The 22225-nt window shown below is 67.7% G+C and carries 22 protein-coding genes; 10 read left to right on the forward strand and 12 right to left on the reverse strand.

The window, feature by feature from the left end; translation table 11 throughout:
* Position 1: 1 nt before the first annotated feature.
* Together prfA and hisS are read right to left on the reverse strand one after the other, a co-directional pair.
* A complete protein-coding gene (gene prfA, locus AR323_RS00415) occupies positions 2-1072 on the reverse strand; it encodes a peptide chain release factor 1 (protein WP_057881981.1) in 1071 nt (356 codons plus the stop codon).
* Positions 1072-2391, reverse strand: coding sequence for a histidine--tRNA ligase (gene hisS / locus AR323_RS00420; RefSeq protein WP_083495216.1), 1320 nt, complete (start codon positions 2389-2391; stop codon positions 1072-1074). The genes prfA and hisS overlap by 1 nt, the downstream gene beginning before the upstream one ends.
* A 93-nt stretch (positions 2392-2484) precedes the next feature.
* Here hisS and AR323_RS00425 point away from each other — a divergent pair, with 93 nt between their 5' ends.
* On the forward strand, positions 2485-4419 hold the full coding sequence (locus AR323_RS00425; protein WP_057881982.1) for a M61 family metallopeptidase: 1935 nt from the start codon (positions 2485-2487) through the stop codon (positions 4417-4419).
* Between the two features lie 58 nt (positions 4420-4477).
* A complete protein-coding gene (ppa, locus tag AR323_RS00430) occupies positions 4478-5014 on the forward strand; it encodes an inorganic diphosphatase (RefSeq protein WP_057881983.1) in 537 nt (178 codons plus the stop codon).
* A gap of 31 nt (positions 5015-5045) precedes the next feature.
* Here ppa and AR323_RS00435 read toward each other — a convergent pair whose 3' ends face one another.
* The gene (locus AR323_RS00435) at positions 5046-6389 is read right to left on the reverse strand and encodes a TldD/PmbA family protein (protein ID WP_057881984.1); all 1344 of its coding nucleotides are present in this window, start codon (positions 6387-6389) and stop codon (positions 5046-5048) included.
* Positions 6390-6445: 56 nt separating this feature from the next.
* Positions 6446-6853 carry a hypothetical protein gene (locus AR323_RS00440; protein WP_235510402.1) on the reverse strand — a complete coding sequence of 136 codons (408 nt, stop codon included), beginning with the start codon at positions 6851-6853 and terminating at the stop codon, positions 6446-6448.
* Positions 6854-7048: 195 nt separating this feature from the next.
* On the opposite strand from AR323_RS00440, the gene lptB reads away from it, so the two are divergent.
* The 3 genes from lptB (at position 7049) to ctrA (ending at position 10193) form a co-directional block, all read left to right on the forward strand.
* Positions 7049-7834, forward strand: coding sequence for an LPS export ABC transporter ATP-binding protein (gene lptB, locus AR323_RS00445; RefSeq protein WP_407701065.1), 786 nt, complete (start codon positions 7049-7051; stop codon positions 7832-7834).
* 8 nt (positions 7835-7842) lie between these two features.
* Positions 7843-9312 carry an RNA polymerase factor sigma-54 gene (gene rpoN, locus AR323_RS00450; RefSeq protein WP_057881986.1) on the forward strand — a complete coding sequence of 490 codons (1470 nt, stop codon included), beginning with the start codon at positions 7843-7845 and terminating at the stop codon, positions 9310-9312.
* 185 nt (positions 9313-9497) lie between these two features.
* Complete coding sequence (gene ctrA / locus AR323_RS00455; RefSeq protein ID WP_057881987.1) at positions 9498-10193, forward strand: response regulator transcription factor CtrA; 696 nt, start codon at positions 9498-9500, stop codon at positions 10191-10193.
* Positions 10194-10279: 86 nt separating this feature from the next.
* Here the strand turns inward: ctrA and AR323_RS00460 are convergent, their stop codons facing one another.
* Positions 10280-10984, reverse strand: a complete 705-nt coding sequence (locus tag AR323_RS00460) for an SMI1/KNR4 family protein (protein WP_235510403.1) — start codon at positions 10982-10984, stop codon at positions 10280-10282.
* Positions 10985-11207: 223 nt separating this feature from the next.
* On the opposite strand from AR323_RS00460, the gene trmB reads away from it, so the two are divergent.
* Positions 11208-11909 (forward strand): tRNA (guanine(46)-N(7))-methyltransferase TrmB, encoded by a 702-nt coding sequence (trmB, locus tag AR323_RS00465; protein ID WP_057881989.1) that lies wholly within the window; start codon positions 11208-11210, stop codon positions 11907-11909.
* Positions 11910-11921: 12 nt separating this feature from the next.
* Here trmB and AR323_RS00470 read toward each other — a convergent pair whose 3' ends face one another.
* Positions 11922-14195, reverse strand: a complete 2274-nt coding sequence (locus tag AR323_RS00470; protein WP_057881990.1) for an NADP-dependent malic enzyme — start codon at positions 14193-14195, stop codon at positions 11922-11924.
* Between the two features lie 136 nt (positions 14196-14331).
* On the opposite strand from AR323_RS00470, the gene mutS reads away from it, so the two are divergent.
* Together mutS and AR323_RS00480 are read left to right on the forward strand one after the other, a co-directional pair.
* Positions 14332-16935 carry a DNA mismatch repair protein MutS gene (gene mutS / locus AR323_RS00475; RefSeq protein WP_057882544.1) on the forward strand — a complete coding sequence of 868 codons (2604 nt, stop codon included), beginning with the start codon at positions 14332-14334 and terminating at the stop codon, positions 16933-16935.
* Between the two features lie 25 nt (positions 16936-16960).
* Positions 16961-17344: a hypothetical protein gene (locus AR323_RS00480; RefSeq protein WP_057881991.1), complete on the forward strand. Its 384-nt coding sequence runs from the start codon at positions 16961-16963 to the stop codon at positions 17342-17344.
* Positions 17345-17353: 9 nt separating this feature from the next.
* Here AR323_RS00480 and AR323_RS00485 read toward each other — a convergent pair whose 3' ends face one another.
* Genes AR323_RS00485 through gluQRS form a run of 5 tightly spaced genes read right to left on the reverse strand, consistent with a single transcriptional unit; the run spans position 17354 to position 20262 of the window.
* Positions 17354-17632: a hypothetical protein gene (locus tag AR323_RS00485; RefSeq protein WP_057881992.1), complete on the reverse strand. Its 279-nt coding sequence runs from the start codon at positions 17630-17632 to the stop codon at positions 17354-17356.
* 56 nt (positions 17633-17688) lie between these two features.
* Positions 17689-18558, reverse strand: coding sequence for a 3-hydroxyacyl-CoA dehydrogenase family protein (locus AR323_RS00490; protein WP_057881993.1), 870 nt, complete (start codon positions 18556-18558; stop codon positions 17689-17691).
* 58 nt (positions 18559-18616) lie between these two features.
* Complete coding sequence (locus tag AR323_RS00495) at positions 18617-19183, reverse strand: cob(I)yrinic acid a,c-diamide adenosyltransferase (protein WP_057881994.1); 567 nt, start codon at positions 19181-19183, stop codon at positions 18617-18619.
* A 13-nt stretch (positions 19184-19196) separates the two neighbouring features.
* A complete protein-coding gene (locus AR323_RS00500) occupies positions 19197-19424 on the reverse strand; it encodes an HIG1 domain-containing protein (RefSeq protein ID WP_057881995.1) in 228 nt (75 codons plus the stop codon).
* Positions 19425-19428: 4 nt separating this feature from the next.
* Positions 19429-20262: a tRNA glutamyl-Q(34) synthetase GluQRS gene (gluQRS, locus tag AR323_RS00505; RefSeq protein WP_057881996.1), complete on the reverse strand. Its 834-nt coding sequence runs from the start codon at positions 20260-20262 to the stop codon at positions 19429-19431.
* Between the two features lie 104 nt (positions 20263-20366).
* Between gluQRS and AR323_RS00510 the strand changes: the two genes are divergently transcribed.
* Together AR323_RS00510 and AR323_RS00515 are read left to right on the forward strand one after the other, a co-directional pair.
* A complete protein-coding gene (locus AR323_RS00510) occupies positions 20367-20972 on the forward strand; it encodes an HNH endonuclease (RefSeq protein WP_057882545.1) in 606 nt (201 codons plus the stop codon).
* Between the two features lie 109 nt (positions 20973-21081).
* Entirely contained in the window at positions 21082-21393 is a 312-nt protein-coding gene (locus tag AR323_RS00515; RefSeq protein WP_057881997.1) for a GIY-YIG nuclease family protein, read from the forward strand.
* A gap of 38 nt (positions 21394-21431) precedes the next feature.
* Here AR323_RS00515 and AR323_RS00520 read toward each other — a convergent pair whose 3' ends face one another.
* Complete coding sequence (locus AR323_RS00520; RefSeq protein WP_057881998.1) at positions 21432-22223, reverse strand: tryptophan 2,3-dioxygenase; 792 nt, start codon at positions 22221-22223, stop codon at positions 21432-21434.
* Positions 22224-22225: the final 2 nt, after the last annotated feature.

Consider the following 22225-nt stretch of genomic DNA (forward strand, 5'->3'; position numbering starts at 1 on the left):
TCTATTCGCCCAGCGCGGCAAGCCGCTTCGCCTCGTCCTCGGCGGTGAGGGCGTCGATCAGTTCACCAAGGCCCGGACCGGCCAACACTTCGTCGAGCTTGTGCAGCGTCAGGCCGATCCGGTGATCGGTGACGCGCCCTTGCGGGAAATTGTAGGTGCGGATGCGCTCGGACCGGTCGCCCGAACCCACCATCGCCTTGCGCGCCTCGGCCTCGGCCCCGTGCGCCTCGGCGCGCTTGAGGTCGTAGAGGCGGGTGCGGAGCACCTGCATCGCCTTGTCGCGGTTCTTGTGCTGGCTGCGCTGGTCCTGCTGGATCACGACGAGGCCGGTCGGCAGGTGAGTCAGGCGCACGGCGCTGTCGGTGGTGTTCACGTGCTGGCCGCCCGCCCCGCTGGCGCGGTAGATGTCGATCTTGACCTCGTTCATGTCCAGCTGGACGTCGACTTCGTCGGGTTCGGGCAGGACGGCGACGGTCGCGGCGCTGGTGTGGATGCGTCCGCCGCTTTCGGTCACCGGCACGCGCTGGACGCGGTGGACGCCCGATTCGAACTTGAGCTTGGCGAACACCCCGCTGCCGGCGATGTTGGCTACGATTTCCTTGAATCCGCCAAGGTCGTTGGCGTTGATGCTGACCGGCTCCACCCGCCAGCCCTGTTCGGCGGCGAACCGCTCGTACATCCGATAGAGGTCCGCCGCGAACAGCGCGGCCTCGTCACCGCCGGTGCCGGCGCGGATTTCGAGCATCGCGGGCCGCGCATCGGCCGAATCGCGCGGTAGCATGGCGACCGCCAGGGCGCGCTCGGCGTCGGGAAGATCGTTGCGCAGGCGCATGATCTCTTCCTCCGCCAGCGCCTTCATGTCGGGGTCGGCGTCGTCGAGATCCTGCAGTTCGGCCAGCTCGCCGCGCATGGTCCGGACCTGCTCGGTCAGGCGCACGATCGGTTCGAGCTCGGCATAATCGCGGCTCGCGGCGACGAACGCCTCTCCGTCCAGCGTGCCCGACGCCAGCCGCGCCTCGAGCTCGGCGAAACGATGCGCGATCTGGTCGAGCCTTTCGGCGGAAATCGTCATCAGGCGTCCGGATCGATCCAGTCGGGGAGGCCGATGCCCGAATGCTCCGTCTGGCGCAGCCACTGCGCGTTCTGGGCCTTCGCGACGATGCCGGACACGTCGGCGGGAGCGACGCGGGCTTGCTCGCCATCGTGGAGGTCGCGCACGGTGACTTCGCCGGCGGCGATTTCGTCCTCTCCGATGAGCACGGCGACGAGCGCGCCCGCCTCGTTGGCGCGGGCCATCCGCTTCTTGAGCTTGCCGGTGGCGTAGATCTCGACGTTGTTCCACTCGGCCCGCAGGGAGCGGGCGAGCGAATTGGCCTGGGCCAGACCGGCATCGTCCATCGGGATGATCGCGACGTCGAACCGCTCTTGCGGGGCACGTTCGCCCACCAGCATCGCCAGCCGCTCGATCCCGGCGGCCCAGCCGACCGCCGGGGTTGCCGGTCCGCCGAGCGATTCCATCAACCCGTCGTAGCGCCCGCCGCCCAGCACGGTGCCCTGCGCACCGAGGCGGTCGGTGACGAATTCGAACGCGGTGTGGCGATAGTAGTCGAGACCGCGGACCAATGCAGGGTTGCGTTCCCACGCCACCCCGGCGGCGTCGAGGCCGGCGGTGACCGCCCCGAAGAAGTCCTGCGCTTGCGGCGACAGGAAGTCGTCGATCTTCGGCGCATCGGCGACGAAGGCCCGGTCGCGCGGATCCTTGCTGTCGAGGATGCGCAGCGGGTTCTTCTCGAGCCGTTCCTGCGAATCCTCGCTGAGTTCGCCGCGCACGCCGCGAAAGTGCTCGACCAGCGCGGCGCGCCAGGCTTCGCGGCTGTCGCCATCGCCCAGCGTGTTGAGGTTGAGCGTCACCCCGTCGGCAATGCCGAGTTCCTTCAGCAACTGGTCGGCCATCGCCAGCAGTTCCACATCGGCCTGCGGCTCGCCCGCGCCCAATATCTCGGCATCGAGCTGGTGGAACTGGCGGTAGCGGCCCTTCTGCGGGCGCTCGTAGCGGAACAGCGGGCCGTGGGTCGCGACCTTGAGCGGCGCGTGCTGCTGCCAGCCGTTGGTGATGTAGGCGCGCGCGATCCCGGCGGTGAATTCGGGCCGCAGCGTCAGGGATTCGTCGCCCCGGTCGAGGAACGAGTACATTTCCTTCGAGACGATGTCGGTCGTCTCGCCGATCGAGCGGGCGAACACCTCGGTCCGTTCGAACACCGGCATCTCGATCCGGCGGAAGCGATAGAGCTTGCGGACGCGCTCGAAGGTCTCGACCACGAATGCGAACGCCTCGGCCTCGGCGCCGAAGATGTCCTGTGTCCCTCGAATGGCCTGTGGCGTCTTGCTCATGGTGCGGGCCGTTAGCGCGTTCGTGCCGCGCACGGAAGCCACTCGTCGAACCGAGGGTTGCGCGGGGCGAAACGTTCCCCCATGCGGCGCGCCATGAAGTCACGTGTCACGGTCGCAGCCGCCCTTCTCGCCGCATCGCTTTCCACCCCCGCAATCGCCGAACGCTCAACGCCGCCGGTGACCGCCGCGGCGCCTGTTCCGGCCCTGCCGCCAAGCCGCGACGTGGCCTATCCCGGAACGATGGCGCTTACCGTCGATGCCAGCGACACCGTCGGCCGCGCATTCCGCACCGTGCAGACGATCCCGGTCGAACGCGGCGCGCGCGAGATCGTGCTGGTCTATCCCAAGTGGCTGCCCGGCAACCACGGCCCGACCGGGCAGATCCACCGGCTGGGCGACCTTCGGTTCTCCAGCGGCAACCGCACGCTGGAGTGGGAGCGCGATGCAGGAGAGCCATACGCCTTCCGCGTGACGCTGCCCGCCGGCACGCGCGAGGTGACCGCGCACCTCACCTATACATCGCCCTTCTCGTCGGGCGACTGGCGCCCGCTGATGACGCAGGCGATCGCCAACGTGCAGTGGGAGAAGATGACCCTCTATCCCGCCGGTCACGCGGTTCGCCAGATCCGGGTCAAGCCGAAGCTGATCCTGCCCGCGGGCTGGACCGCCGCCGCCGCGCTCGACGGGGCGAGGCAGACCGGGCGCACGGTGGAATGGGCCGAGACCGATTACGAGACGCTGGTCGATTCGCCCGTGTTCGCCGGCGCGCACCGCGCGAACTGGGACCTGGGGCAGAACGTCACGCTGAACGTCTTCGCCGACCAGCCGCGCCAGCTTGCCGCACCCGACGAGCTCTTGCCGACCCATCGCAAGATGGTCGCGGAGACCATCGCCCTGTTCGGCACCCGCCAGTTCGACCGGTACGAATTTCTCGTCGCCCTGACCGACGAGCTGGGCGGGATCGGGCTGGAGCATCACAGGTCGAGCGAGAACACCTTTTCGGGCAATGCCTACACCGACTGGAAGGGCCAGGCGCATCGCCGCAGCCTGCTGCCGCACGAGATGGTGCACAGCTGGAACGGCAAGCACCGACGCCCGGCGGCGCTGTGGGCACCGGATTATCACACGCAGGTCAACGGCGGCCTGCTGTGGGTCTACGAAGGCCAGACGAGCTTCTGGGACAGCGTGCTCGCCGCACGATCGGGCGTGCAACCCAAGGATATCGCACTGGGCGAAATCGCCGAGAACGCCGCGAACTATTCGACGCAAGCGGGGCGGACGTGGCGGTCGGTCGAGGACACGACCTTCAACCCGGCGCTGGCCTATCGCAAGCCGCAGCCGTTTTCGTCGCTGTCGCGCGGGACCGACTACTACAGCGAGGCGGCGCTCATCTGGCTCGAGGCCGACCAGATCATCCGGCGCGGGACCGGCGAAGCGAGGGGGCTAGACGACTTCGCCAAGGCGTTCTTCGGTACGGCAGAGGGCGACTGGGGAACGAAGCTCTACACCTTCGAGGATGTCGTTTCGACGTTGAACGCCGTTCACCCCTACGACTGGGCGACGTTCCTCGACGCGAAGTTCCGCAAGCCGGGTCAGCCCGCGCCGACGAAGGGCATCGAGATGGCGGGCTACAAGCTCGTCTGGAAGCCCGAGCCCAACCCCTTCACCAAGGCCGGCGGCGCGGCGGGCGATTTCGCGTGGTCGCTGGGCTTCTCGGTCGGAACCGACGGCGCGGTATCGGGCACCCGCTGGGGCAGCCCCGGCCACGACGCGGGCCTCGTCCCCGGAACCACGGTCGTTTCGGTCGACGGGTTCGCCTTCACGCGCGACCGGCTCACCACCGCGGTCAAGGAAGCGAGCGGAGGCAAGGCGCCGATCAAGCTGATCGTGAAGCGCGGAGACCGGTTCGACACCGTGGACCTGCAATGGAACGGCGGTTTGCGCTTTCCGTGGATCGAACCGGCGGGCGAAGGCGAACAGCCGCTCGACCGTCTGCTCGCGCCCCGCACGGCCCAACCCACGCAATAGCCTCGCCCCGCCGTATTCGTGTTGCGGCGCAGCAAGGCTGCGCCTAAAGGCCCGCCCCATGCAGATCGACAAAATCCCCGTGGGCGACAATCCGCCCGAGAGCCTCAACGTGATCATCGAAGTGCCCACCGGCGGCGAACCGGTGAAGTACGAATTCGACAAGGCCAGCGGCGCGCTGTTCGTCGACCGCATCCTGCACACGCCGATGCGCTACCCGGCGAACTACGGCTTCATACCGCACACCCTGTCGGACGATGGCGATCCGCTCGATGCGCTGGTCATCAGCCGCTCGCCGTTCATTCCCGGCTGCGTCGTGCGGGCCCGCCCGATCGGCGTTCTAAACCTCGAAGACGAGCACGGCGGCGACGAAAAGCTGATCTGCGTGCCGGTCGACACGACGTTCCCCTATTACTCGGACGTCGCGGAGCGGCAGAACCTGCCCTCGATCGTGCTGCAGCAGATCGAGCACTTCTTCACCCACTACAAGGATCTCGAAGCCGAGAAGTGGGTCCGCGTCGGCAAGTGGGGCGACGCCGCCGAAGCGCGCCAGATCGTGCTCGACTGCATCGCCCGCGCAAAGGCCGCGAAAGCCTAACCCGGCAGGCTGGCGTGGGCGCCATGGCGCCTTAGCCGCCGGCCACCGTCATCCCGTCGACCCGCAGGCTGGGCGCGTTGACCGGGCGCCACGTCTCGAGGTCGTTCGCCGCGCGCAGGCTGGCGAACATGTCGAGCAGGTTGCCCGCGATGGTGAACCCGGCGACCGGTCCTTCGACCCTGCCCTTCACGATTCGCCGCCCGGCAGCGCCGCGGCTGTAGTCGCCGGTCACCATGTTGACGCCCTGGCCGATGAGGTAATCGACCAGGATGCCGTCCTCGATATCGGCGATCAGTTCGTCGAAGCTCGCATCGCCCGCGAGCAGGTCCACGTTGGATGCGCCCACGCCCGGCGCGCCGCCGGTGCCCCGGCTCGCATGCCCGGTCAGCGGGAGCGAAAGCTGCGCGGCCGAGGCGACGTTGGTCAGCCAGCCGGTCACCCGTCCGTCCTCGACCAGCACGCGCGGGGCGCAGGGCACGCCCTCTCCGTCGAAGGGCCGCGATGCGATTCCCCGGGGACGCAGCGGATCCTCGACCACGCGGATGCCCGGTGCGAACAGCGCGGCACCCTCGCGCCCGGCGAGGAAGCTCGCCTTGCGCGCGATCTGCGGCGCGCCCATCGCCCCCAGCAGGTGGCCGACGATCGAGGCCGAGACGCGGTTGGCGAACACCACCGGCATCGGCCCGCCGGCAGTCGCGGCGGGTGCGAGGCGGGCCACCGTGCGCTCCCCCGCCAGACGGCCGATCACCTCGGCTCCCGGCAGGTCGGACAGGTGCCGGGCGCTGCGCATGGCATAGTCGCGCTGCATCGCCTCGCCCTCGCCCGCGATCACGCTGACGCCGATGCTGTAGGCGGTCCCGTGATAGAGCGCGGCGAACCCGGTGCTGGTCGCCAGCGCGGCTGCGGCGCGGGTGGCGCTGGCCGAGCCGCCTTCGCTGTTGGTCACGCCGGCAACCGCGCGCGCCGCTTCCTCAACGGCGAGGGCGGTTTCGCGCAGCTCCTCGGGCGACGGATCGGCGTGGTCCGCGATGCCGAGGTCGGGGAACGGGCCTTTCGCCAGCGCTTCGACGGCCGCGAGGCCGGCATAGGGGTCTTCGGGCGCGAGCCGGGCCATCGCCACCGCGCGCTCTGCTAGCGCCTCGATCCCGGCAGGAGAGAGGTCGGCGCTCGATACGCTTGCCGAGCGGCGGCCGACGAACGCGCGCAGGCCGACCTCGACATTTTCGGAGCTGTCGACGTCTTCCAGTGCGCCGAGCCGGACGCCGACACCGCGCGCGATGCTGCCGCGACCGACCGCGTCGGCCGAATCCGCGCCGTGCCGGCGAGCGGCGGCTACGAGTGCCTCTGCGGCATCGAGCAGGTTTTGCGTGTTCATGCCATGCCGCTAGGCGGCGGCGCGGCGCGCGGCAAGCGCGCCCTTGGCGGGACCGCTCAGATCGAGGAGATGAACCGGAACAGGGCGGTCAGCGCGAACGGCAGTCCAATCGCGAGCGCCCAGAGCATCATCTGGTCGCGGCGGTAGGCAGGGCGAAACGAAGGATCCGCCGCGGCTTCGTCCGAAATCTGCATCCAGCGCGCTTCGAACAGGCGGCAGGCCGGAATGATCGCGGCGACGAGCACGGCCAGGGCGAGATAGGGCAGGAGCGAGGTCGATCCGGATCGCAGCGCGCCCACGGTCACGAAAATCTGCAGGCCGGTATAGACGAGCAGCGCATAGGCGATGTTGTCGCTCATCCGCTTGCGCCAGTCGAGCTTGCGCTCGCCGCGTTCCTGATAGCTCGAATAATGCGGCTGCGAACCGTGCGGCTCCGCGTCGGTGCGATCGATCGCCTTGACCATCGGTCTTGTCTCCCCAGACCTCTCTCCGGCAGCGACTATCTCACTTTCGCCCGCGCCCTACAAGGCTGCTGTAACGATAGTGTAACGCAATGATACGCCAGTGCCCTGCCGCGTATCATGCACGAATCCTGCCAAGCGGATGCCGATGGGGGTTTTCAGGCACTCGCACGGTGCTACATGCCTGTTCCGATGAGCATGCTCGATCCCCAGGCCCCGACGCAGGCGCCGCCCGTCGCCCACGCCAATGCCCCGCTCCCCAACGGCGGGCTCGAGGTGATCTCGATCGCCAAGAGCTACGACAAGCGTTCGGTGCTGTCCGACATTTCGCTGACCGTCGGCAAGGGCGAAGTACTCGGCCTGCTCGGCCCCAACGGCGCGGGCAAGACGACCTGCTTCTATTCGATAATGGGCCTCGTGCGCCCCGATTCGGGCCGCATCCTGATGGACGGCGAGGACGTGACGAAGCTGCCGATGTACCGCCGCGCGGTGCTGGGCCTCGGCTACCTGCCGCAGGAAACGAGCATTTTCCGCGGGATGACGGTCGAGCAGAACATCGACTGCGTGCTCGAACTGGTCGAACCCGACAAGGCCACCCGCGCGCAGGAGCTTGAGCGGCTGCTCGACGAATTCGGCCTGACACGCCTGCGCGAGAGCCCGGCGATGGCGCTTTCGGGCGGCGAGCGGCGGCGTTGCGAGATCGCCCGGGCGCTGGCCGCCAAGCCTTCGATCATGCTGCTGGACGAGCCGTTCGCCGGGATCGATCCGCTGTCGATCAGCGACATCCGCGACCTGGTGAAGGACCTCAAGACCCGCGGCATCGGGGTCCTGATCACCGATCACAACGTGCGCGAGACGCTGGAGATCGTCGACCGCGCGTGCATCATCTATGGTGGCCAGGTGCTGTTCGCAGGCACGCCCGAGGCACTCGTCGCCGACGAGAACGTCCGCAGGCTCTACCTCGGCGAGAACTTCACGCTGTGACCTGACCGATGGCGCTGGGTCCCCGTCTCGACCTTCGGCAGTCCCAATCGCTGGTGATGACGCCGCAGCTGCAGCAGGCGATTCGCCTGCTCGCGCTGTCCAACATGGAGCTCGAGGCGTTCATCGGCGAAGCGCTCGAGGCCAATCCCCTGCTCGAGATGGGCGAGGTCAGCCGCGACGATGCAGCCGATGCGCCGCTCGAGGCGATGCCTTCGGAAACCGGGGCCGACGCGCTGGGCGAAGGCGAATCGGCGCTCGACATCGACCCGGCCACGCTCGACCGCGATCGTGACACCGGCGATGCCGACTGGAGCGCCGCGTCGTCCGGGTCCGGCGATTCCGGTCCCTCGATCGACGAGCGCGGGTCGGGCGACGGGCCGAGCCTGGCCGATCACCTCCACGCGCAGATCGGCGCCGCGGCGCGCGACAGCCGCGAGGAATTCATCGCCCGCGCGCTGATCGACCAGCTCGACGAGGCGGGATATCTGTCCGTGCCTCTCGGCGAAGTCGCCGCCGCCCTGGGCGTGCCGCTGGCCGAAGCCGAACGGGCGCTGGGCATCGTCCAGACGCTCGAGCCCACCGGCGTCGGCGCGCGCACGCTGGCCGAATGCATCGCGCTCCAGGCCAGGGAAGCCGACCGCTACGATCCCTGCATGGCGCGGCTGATCGACAACCTAGACCTGGTCGCACGCGGCGACGTCGCCCGCCTCAGGCGCCTGTGCGAGGTCGACGAGGAGGATTTCGCCGAAATGCTCGCCGAGCTGCGCGCCTACGATCCGCGTCCGGGCCTGCGCTTCGGCGGCGGCGGCGAGGCGGCGATCGTGCCCGACGTGCTGCTCAAGCCCGCGGGCACTGGATGGGACATCGCGCTCAACGAAGCGACCCTGCCCCGCCTTATCGTCAACCGCAGCTACTTCGTGGAACTGCGCGGCGGAGCGGGGGGCGACAAGGCCGCACTGGGCTGGCTGAAGGAACAGCTGGCGGAGGCGAACTGGCTGATGAAGGCGCTCGACCAGCGCGCCAAGACGATCCTGAAGGTCGCCGCCGAGATCGTGAAGCGGCAGGACGGCTTCTTCCGGCGCGGCGTATCGGAACTGAAACCGCTGACGCTGCGCGCCGTGGCCGAGGCGATCGAGCTGCACGAAAGCACCGTCAGCCGGGTGACGAGCAACAAGTACCTGTCGTGCCCGCGCGGCACGTTTGAGCTGAAGTACTTCTTCACCAGCGGCGTCGCCACGTCCGACGGCGAAGGCGCGGCGAGCGCCGAGGCGGTCAAGTCGGCGATCCGCCAGCTCATCGAGGCGGAGGATCCGCGCGCCATCCTGAGCGACGACACCCTCGTCGACCTGCTCAAGGACAAGGGCTTCGACCTCGCCCGCCGCACGGTCGCCAAGTACCGCGAGGCGCTGGGGATCGGTTCGAGCGTCCAGCGGCGGCGGCAGAAGAAGCTGGCGGGAGCGGCCTGCGCCGGGCTCTGACGGCATCGCCTGCGGGGCGGGAATCGTCCGCAAGTGACTGTTGCACAAAAGACTCGTTAATTTTCGCGGGTGCGCTTTACTCGCCGTTAACCTTTTTCCTTCAGATGTTTTGTGGTTAATCCGAAGCAACACCCGTTGACGGGTCGTTACTACGGGGACTTGGGCACTCAGGGGGGAACCTGGCCATGCGCGTGTTGCTGATCGAAGACGAGCCGACGACGGCCAAGGCGATCGAGCTGATGCTCACGACTGAAGGATTCAACGTCTACCAGACCGATCTCGGCGAGGAAGGCTTGGACCTCGGCAAGCTGTACGATTACGATATCATCCTGCTCGACCTGAACCTGCCCGACATGCACGGGTACGACGTTCTGAAGAAGCTGCGCGTCGCCAAGGTGCAGACGCCGGTTCTGATCCTGTCGGGCATCTCGGAAATGGATTCGAAGATCCGGAGCTTCGGCTTCGGTGCCGACGACTACGTGACCAAGCCGTTCCACCGCGAAGAACTGGTGGCGCGCATTCACGCCGTGGTTCGCCGCAGCAAGGGACATAGCCAGTCGGTCATCCGCACGGGCAAGCTGGCGGTCAACCTCGATGCCAAGACGGTCGAGGTCGACGGCGCCCGCGTGCACCTGACCGGCAAGGAATACGCCATGCTGGAGCTGCTTTCGCTCCGCAAGGGCACGACGCTGACCAAGGAAATGTTCCTCAACCACCTCTACGGCGGGATGGACGAACCCGAGCTCAAGATCATCGACGTGTTCATCTGCAAGCTGCGCAAGAAGCTGAGCCACGCGTGCGGCGGCGAGAACTACATCGAGACCGTCTGGGGCCGCGGCTACGTGCTGCGCGATCCCAACGAGGAGGCAGAAGCCGCCTGAATTCAATCTTTCCTTTTGGACGGGGGAAGAGCCGCCCGGAGTGTTCGCACTCCGGGCGGTTTTCGTTTGCCGGCAGACAAGTCGGCTCAGATGAACTGACCAGGCGCTCCGAGCAGCATGCGGGCGCCTTCATGGAAATGGTCGACCGGCGGGTCCTTCAGGCGGAATTCCCGCAGGACCTGTTCGCCCGGCGCTACCCCCAGTCGGAAGTTGCCGCCTTCGAGCAGTCCGGCGATCCATTCCAGGAAGCAGCCGAGCGATTCGGCCAGCACGACCTTCACGTCCTCGTCCCGTCCGAACAGGATCACCTGACCCACGCGCCCGCCCGGCCACGGATCGAAATCGAGGCCGATGTTTCCGCTCGATCCATCGTTGGTGAGTGGTATCCATTTCGGGTTCACGTATGCAGGGTCCACCGCGCCCTCGGGCCAACCTGCCCCGGGCACCGGATACCGGTTGCCCCCGAATTCGGCCAACGTCTTCTGCCACTGCTGCCAATCCCGCGCCGCCTGTTCGAGCGGCAGGATCGGCAGGCCGTAGATGTGGCCTCGGCGATCGTCGTTCTCGCCATCGTGCCACTTGTAGAACTGGCGCCAGGATCGCGGCATCGCGATGCCGACCACCTGCTCGAACGCATCGATCTGCGCGTCGGTGGCCGGCGGATTGAACGCGTATTTCTCCGGCGGCAGATGGGCGGCGTACCACGCGTCCAGCCGGGCCAGCACCGGCGCGATATCCTCTTCGAGCAGCGGCCGCGGTTCGCCGCTCGGGCGCGCAGGAGATTCGGTCATCGACAACTCCGGGTTTCGGTTGAAGCGCATGATCGCGCAAGCGGTCGGCAGCAATCCACCGGCGGCAATGACACCGAGAATCGAACCGCCGATCAACAGCTTGCGCCTCGTGGGGTCATGCTCGTCCATCCGCACGGACTATCGCGCAGTTGCTAACGTCCGGTCACCAGTGTGCGCGAGGTCTGGACCGCCCGACGCAAATGCGGCTAGGCGCGCGGCCCTTATGACCGCGCACAAACCCGGCGATCCGACGACCCTCAACCGCCTCTACGGCCGCAGCCAGGGCAAGCCACTGCGCGCCGGGCAGCAGGCGCTGGTCGATACCCTGCTGCCGCAGATCGCGGTGCCCGCCGAGGGGCCGGTGACGGCGCAGGCGATGTTCGGCGATGCGCGCCCGCTCCATTTCGAAATCGGCTTCGGCGGCGGCGAGCACCTGGCCTACCGCGCGGACCTTTTGCCCGATCACGGCTTCATCGGGGCCGAGCCGTTCGTCAACGGCGTGGCCCAGGCGCTCGTTCACGTGCGCGAAGGCGGGCTCGCGAATGTCCGCATCCATCACGGCGACGCGCTCGAGGTGCTGCGCCGCGTGCCCGACGAGTCGCTGACGATGCTCTACCTGCTCCACCCCGATCCGTGGCCCAAGGCCAAGCACGCCAAGCGGCGGATGATGAACGACGGTCCGGTGCGGATGATCGCTGACAAGCTGAAGCCGGGCGGCGAATTCCGCTTCGGCACCGATCACCCGGTCTATCTGCGCCACGCGCTGATGGTCATGCGGCGCTTCGCGGACGCGTTCGAGTGGGTCGTCGAAGGCAAGCAGTCCTGGCAAAACCGCCCATCCGGCTGGCCCGAGACCCGCTACGAACACAAGGCCCGCACGGTCTATGGCCACGAGGTCTGGTACTTCAGGTTCCGCCGCCGCTGACTGGTCGCGTCGTCAGCCCACCACACCCGCTGCCGCGAGCACCGCAAGCGTCAGGACGTCGGGCGCCAGTGCGGTCATCGGGGCGATCTGGACCGGCTTTTCCATGCCGACCATCATCGGGCCGATCGTCGTCGCGCCGGCGAGTTCGCGCAGCAGCTTGGCCGAAAGGTTGGCCGACTGCAGCCCGGGCATGATGAGCACGTTCGCGGGCGCCGACAGGCGGCTGAACGGATAGAGCTCCATCACCTTGGGATTGAGCGCGGCGTCGGGCGCCAGTTCGCCTTCGTACTCGAAACCCGGATCCTCGGCATCGAGGACGGCCACCGCCTCGCGGATATTGCCCAGCCATTGCCCCGGCGGATTGCCGAAGGTCGAATAGGACAGGAACGCGACCCGCGGCTCGTGCCCCAGACGCTTGGCGACCGCCGCGGTTTCCTTGGCGATGTGCGCGAGCTGGACCGCCGTGGGCCGCTCGTTGATCGTGGTGTCGGCGAGGAACACGGTGAAGTTCTTGCCGATCATCAGGTGAATGCCGAACGGCACGGCCCCGGGCTTGTCGGCTTCCTTGGCATCGAGGACCAGGCCCACTTCGCGCGCGGTCTGCGCGAACGTGCGGGTGAGCCCCGTGATCATCGCATCGCCGTGGCCCAGCGCCACCAGCAATGCGGCGAACACGTTGCGTTCCTGGTTCACCATCCGCCGCACGTCGCGCATGGTCCGCCCGCGCCGCTGGAGCCGCTGGTAGAGATATTCGACCATCTGCGGCACCAGGCTGCTGTCGGCCGAGTTCTGGATCTCGAATTCGCCGGGCCTGCTCGCGCCCAGCATGTGCAGCTTGTCGACGATCGCCTTGGTCCGGCCGACGAGGATCGGGGTGCCGTATCCGAAATCGCGGAACTGGATCGCGGCGCGCAGCACGACGTCTTCCTCGGCCTCGGCAAAGACCACGCGCTTGGGATTGGCTTTCGCGTCCTCGTACACGCGGGTGAGCACCGATGTCGTCGGGTTGAGCCGCGCCTTCAGGCTGTGGCGATAGGCCGCCATGTCGGCGATCGGCGCCTTGGCGACACCCGAATCCATCGCCGCCTGCGCGACCGCGCTGGAGACGACCTCCATCAGGCGCGGATCGAACGGCGCGGGGATGATGTAATCGGTGCCGAACTTGTGGTTCACGCCGTAAGCGGCGGCGACCTCGTCCGGAACGCGCTCGCGAGCCAGGCTGGCGATCGCCTCGGCCGCGGCCATCTTCATCTCTTCGTTGATCGCGGTCGCCTGCACGTCGAGCGCGCCGCGAAAAATGAACGGAAAGCCGAGGACGTTGTTCACCTGGTTGGGATAGTCCGAGCGGCCGGTGGCGATGATCGCATCCGGACGCACGGCCTTTGCAGCTTCGGGGCGGATCTCGGGCTCGGGATTGGCCATCGCGAAGATGATCGGACTGGGTGCCATCTTCGCGACCCATTCCGGCTTGAGCGCACCCGCCGCGCTGAGGCCGAGGAACACGTCGGCGCCGACCAGCGCCTCTTCCAGGCTGCGGGCGTCGGTGACGGTGGCGTGCGCGCTCTTCCACTGGTCCACGTCCGCGCGGCCCGGATAGATCGGACCCTGCCGGTCGCAGACGATCACATGGTCGCTGGGCACGCCGAGCGACTTGATGAGTGCGGTGCAGGCCAGTGCGGAGGCGCCGGCACCGTTCACCACCATGCGCACGTCCTTCAGGCTACGCCCGGTCAGGTGGCAGGCGTTGATCAGGCCCGCCGCGGCGATGATCGCGGTACCGTGCTGATCGTCGTGCATGACCGGGATCTTCATCCGCTCACGCAGGGCCGCTTCGATCACGAAGCATTCGGGCGCGGCGATGTCTTCCAGGTTGATGCCGCCGAACGTCGGCTCCATCAGCGCGACCGCTTCGATGAACTTGTCCGGGTCCTCGGTATCCAGCTCGATATCGATCGAATCGACGTCGGCGAAGCGCTTGAAGAGGACGGCCTTGCCTTCCATCACCGGCTTGGCCGCCAGCGCGCCGAGATTGCCCATGCCCAGGATCGCGGTGCCGTTCGTGATCACCGCGACAAGGTTCGAACGGGCGGTGTAGCGCGCGGCGTTCGCGGGGTCGTCGGCGATGGCCTGGACGGGGGCCGCGACGCCGGGAGAATAGGCCAGGCTCAGGTCGCGCTGGGTCGCCATCGGCTTCGATGCGACGATCTCGATCTTACCGGGACGAATCGTTTCGTGGTAGAACAACGCCTCGCGTTCGGTGAAGGCGGTGGGCTTGTCGTCGGCCAAGGTGTCCCCCTGTTGTGTGGCGCGGCTGCCCTAACGGAACTTGGCGCGAGGCAACAGGGGAAAGGCGCGCGGTGCGCCGTTCCGAATCGGCAGGCCAGCCGCTACCCCCCCTGGCGTGGCGGCAGGCGCAACTCCGATGATGGCCCAATACCTTGCGCTGAAGGCGCAGGCCGATGGCTGCCTGCTGTTCTACCGCATGGGGGATTTCTTCGAGCTGTTCTTCGACGATGCCCGCATCGCCGCGCAGGTACTCGACATAGCCCTGACGAGCCGCGGCGAGCACGACGGGGCGCCCATCCCGATGTGCGGCGTGCCGGTGCATTCCGCGGAAAGCTATCTCGCGCGGCTGATCCGTTCCGGGCAGCGCGTCGCCATCGCCGAACAGGTCGAGACGCCCGACGAGGCAAAAGCCCGTGCCAAGCGCGAGGGCACGCCATCGTCGAAGGCGCTCGTCGCGCGCGACATCGTGCGGTTCGTGACGGCGGGCACGCTGACCGAGGAATCGCTGCTCGAACCGCGGCGCGCGAACGTCCTTGCCGCGGTCTGCGACGTGCGCGGCACCTGCGGCGTCGCGGCGGTGGACGTGTCGACCGGTCGGATGACGCTGGAGGAATGTGCTCCCGAAGACATCGCAGCGGTCATCGCGCGGCTTTCACCAAGCGAGACGGTCGCGCCCGAAGGCTGGGACCAGGCGCCGGACCAAGTCATGCCCCGCCCCCGCCAAGACTTCTCGAGCGACGGCGGCGTCGAGCGACTGTGCAAGGTCCACGGCGTCGCGACGCTCGACGGGTTCGGCGTATTCGGCCGCGCCATGACGGCGGCGGCGGGCGGACTGATCGCCTACCTCGACCATGTCGGGCGCGGCACGCTGCCGCTCCTGTTGCCGCCGGTCGCGGTCGGCAGCGGCGGAACGCTGGCGATGGACGCGGCCACACGCGCGAGCCTGGAGATCGTCGAAGCGAGCCGAGGGGGCCGCGCGGGCAGCCTGATCGACGCGATCGACCGCTGCGCGACGGGCGCGGGGGCGCGGCAACTCGCCGAAGACCTGTCCGCGCCGCTGACCGACAGGGCGGCGATCGTCGACCGGCTGGCGCTGGTCGATCGGCTGCACGGCGACCCGCTGCTGCGGGCGGACGTTCGCTCCGCGCTGCGCGCCTTGCCCGACATCGGCCGCGCGATCGGGCGCGTGGTGGCTGGACGCGGCTCGCCGCGCGATCTCGGCCAGTTGCGCGACGGCCTCGACGGCGCGCGGCGCCTGCGCGATCACCTGGCGGCCCAGCCCGATCGCCCCGCAATGCTCGACGCGCTCCTGCCGGACCTCGGCGGGCATGGCGCGCTGACCGATCTGTATACCCGCGCGCTGGTCCCCTCGCCGCCGACCGAGCGCGGCCAGGGCGGCTTCATCGCCGAAGGCTACGACGCGGCACTCGACGACCTCCGGCGCACCAGCGGCAACGCCCGCCGCGCGATCGCCGCGCTGGAGGCCAAGTATCGCGCGGAAACCGGCACGCCCTCGCTGAAGATCCGCCACAACGGTGTGCTCGGCTACTTCATCGAGGTGCCCGCCAGGCACGCGGACGCGCTGATGGCGCCGGACAGCGGGTTCACCCATCGCCAGACGATGGCCGGCGCGGTCCGCTTCAACTCGCTCTCCCTGCACGAGGAAGCGAGCCGGATCGCCGAAGCCGGCGGCCATGCGCTCGCAGCCGAGGAATCGCATTTCGAGGAGCTCGTGACCCATGCCGTGGCCGCGCGCGAGAATATCGCGCGCACCGCAGCAGCGCTGGCCCGGATCGACGTGGCCGCCAGTCATGCCGAACGCGCGGCAGAGGGCGGATGGGCGCGTCCTGAGATCGTGGACGAGCCGGTTCTGCGGGTGACGGGCGGGCGACATCCCGTGGTCGAGACCGCTCTCGCCGCGTCCGGCGAGCGGTTCGTGGCGAACGATTGCGCACTGGCCGATGACGACCGGCTGTGGCTCATCGGCGGGCCCAACATGGGCGGCAAGTCGACATTCCTGCGCCAGAACGCGCTGATCGTCCTGCTGGCCCAGTCGGGTGCGTTCGTGCCCGCTCTCGGTGCCGTCGTGGGCCTCGTCGACCGCCTGTTCAGCCGGGTCGGCGCGAGCGACCAGCTGGCCCGAGGCCGATCGACGTTCATGGTCGAAATGGTCGAGACCGCCGCGATCCTTTCGCAGGCGACCGAACGCAGCTTCGTGATCCTCGACGAGGTCGGTCGCGGCACCTCTACCTATGACGGCCTCGCACTTGCCTGGGCCGTCGCCGAGGCGGTCCATTCGACCAACCGCTGCCGGTGCCTGTTCGCGACGCACTATCACGAACTCGCGCGACTGGCGGACACTTGCGAGGCGCTTTCGCTGCACCATGTTCGCGCGCGCGAATGGAAGGGCGATCTGGTTCTGCTGCACGAACTGGCGGAAGGGCCGGCGGACCGCAGCTATGGCCTTGCGGTCGCGCGGTTGGCCGGCGTGCCGCAGCAGGTCGTCGCGCGTGCGAAAGCCGTGCTCGACAAGCTCGAAAAAGGTCGCGCCGAAACCGGAGGGCTGGCTGCGGGGCTCGGCGACCTGCCGCTGTTCGCCGCCGCCGCGCACGCGGAAGAAGCGGCGTGCGACACCCTGCGCGATCGTCTGCGCGCGCTCGACGTAGATGCGTTGTCTCCACGCGAGGCGCTGGAAGAACTCTATTCACTCAAGCGCGAGGCGGGTGAAAGCGAGCCTTAACCTTCCGCGGGCATGATAGCGTCCCATGCGCGGGTACATGTTTCGCAATCGCTGGCTGGCCATGCTGTTCGTCGCCCTCGTCCTAGCGGGGGTGACCCGGGTTGTCGGCACCGGCAAAGGCGACGGCATCATCGACGAAGCGACCGAGCAACTCGCAGCACAGCGCGAGCGGGCCGAGGCATTATCGGACGAGATCGAGGCGGAAGCCCCCGAACAGGCCGAGACGGAAGATGATGCCGCCGAGTTACTCGCATCCGACGAGGACCTTATCGATCCCGCGATTGGCGAAGACCCCACGCCGCCGGACGAATTCGCCGGCGACAATGGGGTCGATTCGGCAGTCGTGGAAGAAGGCGATATCTTCCTGGTCGACAACGGCCCGGCGGAGACGGTCCAGCCGGGCTATTGATCGGTTCGGTCAGGCGTCGTCGGGATCGCGGCTCTCGCCGTACGTTTCGTCCTCGTCGTCCATGTTCGGCTCGCCCCGGAAGGCGCCCATGTCGATCCGGCCCGACGCTTCCATGTCGCGCATGTGATCGACCAGATCGGGAGTCTCGGTCGTGTCGTGCTTCACGCTGGCGGTCGGATCGCCCTTGCGCAGGGCGTTCGCCTGCTCGGCGACCGTCTGCGCCTGCGACTGTTCGTCGTCCTGTTCGGAATTGTGGGTTTCGGGGGCGAGGTTCGGATCGGTAGCCATCGGTCGTGTCTCCTTTGCTCCCTGAACCAGCAGCGGCTCGGAGTCGTTCCCGCAGCTCAGCGCGACGGAACGGGCTCCGGACCCGAATAGTCGTAGAATCCCCTGCCGACCTTGCGGCCGAGCCAGCCGGCCTCGACATACTTCACCAGCAGCGGCGCGAGCCGGAACTTGGGATCGCCGGTCGAGCCGTGAAGCACCCTGACGATCTCGAGGCAGGTATCGAGCCCGATGAAGTCCGCCAGTTGCAGCGGTCCCATCGGATGATTGAGGCCGAGCCTGCAGGCCGCGTCGATGTCGGCCACGCTCGCCACGCCCTCGCCGAGTGCAAAGGCGGCTTCGTTGATCATCGGCATCAGGACGCGGTTCACGACGAAGCCGGGGGCATCCTGCACCTCGACCACGTGCTTGCCCAGGCTTTCGCCGAGCGCCTTGGTCCGTGCGATGGTATCGGGCGAGGTGGCGAGGCCGGCGATCACCTCGATCAGGCCCATCACCGGAACCGGGTTGAAGAAATGCAGCCCGATGAAGCGGGCAGGGTCGGCGGACCAGTTCGCCATGCGCGTGATCGGGATAGAGCTGGTGTTGGAGGCCAGGATCGCATCGGCGCCCAGCACCTTGCTAGCGGCCTCGAAGATTGATTGCTTGACGCGCTCGGTTTCCGTCGCGGCCTCGATCACGAAGCCTGCGGCGGACATCGGCGCGAGGTCGGCGACGGGCTCGATCCGGGCGAGGGCCGCTTGGGCGTCCGCAGCAGCGAGCTTGTCCTTGGCAACCAGCCGGGCAAGGCCCTTGTCGATCCCCGCCTTGCCCTTTTCGGCGGCGGCCAGATCGATGTCCGACAGGAGCACCCGGTAGCCGTGCTGGGCGAGGGTCTGGGCAATGCCGGTCCCCATCTGTCCCGCGCCGATGACGCCGATCGTGTCCATGCCGAAATCCCTTCGCAGTTGCAGCGAAGGGGCGGTTAGCGAGCGGGCCGATGTAAAGCTAGCGGTTTGCTCCCGGCACCCAGGTCACGTCCGTACGACCCTCGTCGTTCTCCAGCCGGGCAAGCTGGAAGAGAAAGTCGGACAGCCGGTTGATATAGGCAAGCGCGGCGGGATTCACCGGCTCGTGACCGGCGAGCGCGGTCATCGCACGCTCGGCCCGGCGCACCGAAGCGCGGGCGACGTGAACGCGCGCAGCGCCCTCGCTGCCGCCGGGCAGGACGAAGCTCGTCAGCGGCTTCAAGCGCTCGGTCGCGGCATCGATCCGGCCTTCGAGCCAGTCGACCTGCGCGGAGACCACGCGAAGCGTCATCTCGCCCGGCTCGAAGTCGTCTCCGGGCGTCGCGAGATCGGCGCCCAGGTCGAACAGGTCGTTCTGGATGCGGATAAGGTAGGCGCGCGCCTCTTCGCTCGCCGCGAGTGCGGCCAGACCGATCGCCGAGTTCGCTTCGTCGACCGCGCCGATCGCTTCGATCCGCGCCGAGTGCTTTAGGCACCGCGATCCGTCGACGAGACCCGTGGTGCCGTCGTCGCCGGTGCGCGTGTAAATCTTGTTGAGCTTTACCACCGAAGGAAGCGGATCAGCGCGCCATCATGATGATGACCGCCACCACCACGATAGCCAGCGCCTGATACTTGATGCGGTTGAACATCATCTTGTTCTGCAGGAGCTGCATCTCGTGCTGGCGTTCGCCGCCCGCGTCGATGTCTGCCCGGTGCGATTGCAGGAACGCGACGATGCCGCGCACCAGCGAATAGGCGACCAGTCCCATGAGGACGACGAGCACGATGATCAGGAAGGTCTGCATGGCGCTAATCTAGGTGGTGCCCAAGCGAAATGCCAGCGGGGAAGCGATGCGCGCGCAAAGCGTCCGCTAGCGCGCGTCCATCCTCGCCGCGCAGGCGCATTTCGTCCAGCCCGCTGGAGCCGCGCCGCTTGGCGAGCTTCCGGTTGCCCGCCTCGACGAGCAGCGGATGATGATGCCAGCGCGGCACCGGCAGATCGAGCAGTGCCTGCAGCAGGCGGTGCACATTGGCCGCGGCGAACAGGTCCATGCCACGGGTGACCAGGGTCACCCCGTCGGCAGCATCGTCGATGGTCGCGGCGAGGTGATAGCTTGCGGGCGCATCCTTGCGCACCAGCACCGGATCGCCCGCCAGCTCCGGCTGCGCCTGCCGGATTCCGGCAAGCTCGTCTTCCCATGACAGCGACCCGGCCATCGCCATCGCCTTGCCCAGGTCCAGCCGCCATGCCGCGCCCGCCGGATCGACCTCGCGGCCACGGCAGGTTCCCGCATAGACCGGCCCCTCTGGCCCGGTTCGCCTGGCCGCTTCGGACACTTCGGCGCGGGTGCAGGTGCAGGGATAGAGCAGCCCCATTTCGCGCAGCCGCTGCGCCGCCGCGTCGTAGCTTGCCAGCCGCGTCGACTGCGCGGGCACCTCGTCCCAGGTCAGGCCCAGCCACGCGAGATCGGCGCGGAATTCGTCCGCCAAGTCGGACCGCGAGCGCGCGCCGTCGATATCCTCGATCCGCAAGAGGAACCGTCCGTCGCGCGATCGGGCGATGTCGTGCGCCACGATCGCCGCGAACGCGTGCCCCAGGTGCAGCGATCCGTTGGGGCTCGGCGCGAATCGGGTGACTTCCATTTCGCCGCCCTAGCCGCAATCGGCTGTGGATTCAGCCGGTGTCATGAACTTGACTCGCGAATCGGCAAATGGTCCTTTCGGTCAATCGAGAGGGCATAGGACACGTGTTCAAGGCCGATCTGATCGAGCGAGCCGCGCAATTCCGCCGCGCAGAGGACGATCCCTCGCGCAAGCTGGAAAGCTGCCCCGCGCTCGTCCTCAACGCCGACTACACTCCGCTGTCGTATTACCCGCTGAGCCTGTGGCCGTGGCAGACCGCGATCAAGGCGGTATTCCTGGAACGGGTGGACATCGTCGCCAGCTACGAACGCTGCGTGCATTCGCCCAACCTCGACATGCAGATCCCCAGCGTGATCGCGCTGCGGCAATACGTTCGCCCAAGCGAGTTTCCCGCCTTCACCCGCTTCAACCTGTTCCTGCGCGACCGGTTTGCCTGCCAGTACTGCGGCAGCGAGAAGGACCTGACCTTCGACCACGTGATCCCCCGCCGCCTCGGCGGCCGGACGACGTGGGAGAACATCGCCACCGCCTGCGCGCCCTGCAACATGAAGAAGGGCGGCCGCACTCCGCAGCAGGCTCACATGAACCTCGTCCGCCCGATCCGCCCGACGAGCTGGCAGCTCCACCAGCACGGCAAGGCCTTCCCGCCGGGGTACCTGCACGAGACGTGGCGGGATTGGCTGTATTGGGAGATCGAGCTGGAGGCTTAGCGAGTTTGTCTGTCGCGCTTGATTCCCGCATGCGCGGGAATGACGAGTCGCACCATACATTCGTCATCCCCGCGCATGCGGGGATCCAGCGACCGAAAGATTCGTGCGAATGCACCCAGATTTCCAGCCTACCGTGTACTTAATGGCCTCCGCCCGAAATGGCACGCTTTACATCGGCGTGACTTCAAACCTGCTCCAGCGGGTCGCCCAGCATCGCGAAGGCACCTTCGGCGGCTTCACGACCAAGTACGCTGTGAAATGCCTCGTCTGGTTCGAACAGCACAGCACGATGGAGCACGCGATCGTGCGCGAAAAGCAGCTCAAGAAATGGAACCGGGCGTGGAAGCTCGACCTGATCAAGAAGGCTAACCCTGAGTGGCGCGACCTCGCGGAGGATTTCGGATTCGAACCGTTGCGCTGACTGGATCCCCGCGTTCGCGGGGATGACGAGATGGGGCGCTAGATGGCCGTCCGAACGCTCAGCAGTTCGGGAAAAAACGCCTGCTTCAGCACGCCTTCGAGGTAAGGCACCCCCGCGGTCCCGCCGGTGCCGCGCTTGAAGCCGATGATGCGTTCGACCGTCTTCAGGTGACCGAAGCGCCAGCGCTGGAAGTGGTATTCGAGGTCGACCAGCTTTTCGGCCAGTTCGTAGAGGTCCCAGTGCGCTTCGGGGTCGCGGTAAATCTGGGCCCAAGCGGCCTCGACCGCCAGCGACGGGGTCCAGCCGCCCGAATGATCGCGCTCCAGCAGCTCCGCCGGAATTGCGAACCCGCGCCGCGCGAGCAGGCGCACTGCCTCGTCATACAGGCTCGGGCGGGCGAGTTCGGCGCGAAGCTCCGCCGCCACCTCTGGTGTCGCCTCGTGCATCGTCACCATCTTGGGATTGCGCCCGCCCATCAGGAATTCCATCATCCGGTACTGCGGACTCTGGAAACCGCTGGAGTTCGCGAGGTGCGGGCGGACCTGCGAGTAATCGGCCGGGGTCATCGTGCTCAGCACTTCCCACGAGGAGATCAGCTGACCCTGTGCCCGCGCGACGCGGGCGAGCATCTTGAATGCGGGCCGCAGATCGTCGGCGACGATCTCGTCGCGCGCGGCCTTGAGTTCATGGAGGCAGAGCTTGAGCCACAGCTCGCTCGCCTGGTGAACGATGATGAACAGCATCTCGTCATGCGCGCCCGAGGTCGGGTGCTGCGCCGACAGGATTTTGTCGAGATCGAGATACGAGGAATAGGTGACGTCGCGGGCCATGC

The organism is Tsuneonella troitsensis, from assembly GCF_001441535.1.
GTDB classification, from domain to species: domain Bacteria; phylum Pseudomonadota; class Alphaproteobacteria; order Sphingomonadales; family Sphingomonadaceae; genus Tsuneonella; species Tsuneonella troitsensis.

Coding starts and splice junctions, on each gene's coding strand:
- AR323_RS00490 (WP_057881993.1), bottom strand. CDS start 18,558: ATGGACACGATCGGCGTCATCGGCGCGGGACAGATGGGGACCGGCATT.
- gluQRS (WP_057881996.1), bottom strand. CDS start 20,262: ATGGAAGTCACCCGATTCGCGCCGAGCCCCAACGGATCGCTGCACCTG.
- ctrA (WP_057881987.1), top strand. CDS start 9,498: ATGCGCGTGTTGCTGATCGAAGACGAGCCGACGACGGCCAAGGCGATC.
- AR323_RS00485 (WP_057881992.1), bottom strand. CDS start 17,632: ATGGCTACCGATCCGAACCTCGCCCCCGAAACCCACAATTCCGAACAG.
- ppa (WP_057881983.1), top strand. CDS start 4,478: ATGCAGATCGACAAAATCCCCGTGGGCGACAATCCGCCCGAGAGCCTC.
- rpoN (WP_057881986.1), top strand. CDS start 7,843: ATGGCGCTGGGTCCCCGTCTCGACCTTCGGCAGTCCCAATCGCTGGTG.
- trmB (WP_057881989.1), top strand. CDS start 11,208: ATGACCGCGCACAAACCCGGCGATCCGACGACCCTCAACCGCCTCTAC.
- AR323_RS00460 (WP_235510403.1), bottom strand. CDS start 10,984: ATGACCGAATCTCCTGCGCGCCCGAGCGGCGAACCGCGGCCGCTGCTC.
- AR323_RS00425 (WP_057881982.1), top strand. CDS start 2,485: ATGAAGTCACGTGTCACGGTCGCAGCCGCCCTTCTCGCCGCATCGCTT.
- AR323_RS00435 (WP_057881984.1), bottom strand. CDS start 6,389: ATGAACACGCAAAACCTGCTCGATGCCGCAGAGGCACTCGTAGCCGCC.
- AR323_RS00480 (WP_057881991.1), top strand. CDS start 16,961: ATGCGCGGGTACATGTTTCGCAATCGCTGGCTGGCCATGCTGTTCGTC.
- lptB (WP_407701065.1), top strand. CDS start 7,049: ATGCTCGATCCCCAGGCCCCGACGCAGGCGCCGCCCGTCGCCCACGCC.
- mutS (WP_057882544.1), top strand. CDS start 14,332: ATGATGGCCCAATACCTTGCGCTGAAGGCGCAGGCCGATGGCTGCCTG.
- AR323_RS00500 (WP_057881995.1), bottom strand. CDS start 19,424: ATGCAGACCTTCCTGATCATCGTGCTCGTCGTCCTCATGGGACTGGTC.
- AR323_RS00520 (WP_057881998.1), bottom strand. CDS start 22,223: ATGGCCCGCGACGTCACCTATTCCTCGTATCTCGATCTCGACAAAATC.
- hisS (WP_083495216.1), bottom strand. CDS start 2,391: ATGAGCAAGACGCCACAGGCCATTCGAGGGACACAGGACATCTTCGGC.
- AR323_RS00440 (WP_235510402.1), bottom strand. CDS start 6,853: ATGGTCAAGGCGATCGATCGCACCGACGCGGAGCCGCACGGTTCGCAG.
- AR323_RS00515 (WP_057881997.1), top strand. CDS start 21,082: ATGCACCCAGATTTCCAGCCTACCGTGTACTTAATGGCCTCCGCCCGA.
- prfA (WP_057881981.1), bottom strand. CDS start 1,072: ATGACGATTTCCGCCGAAAGGCTCGACCAGATCGCGCATCGTTTCGCC.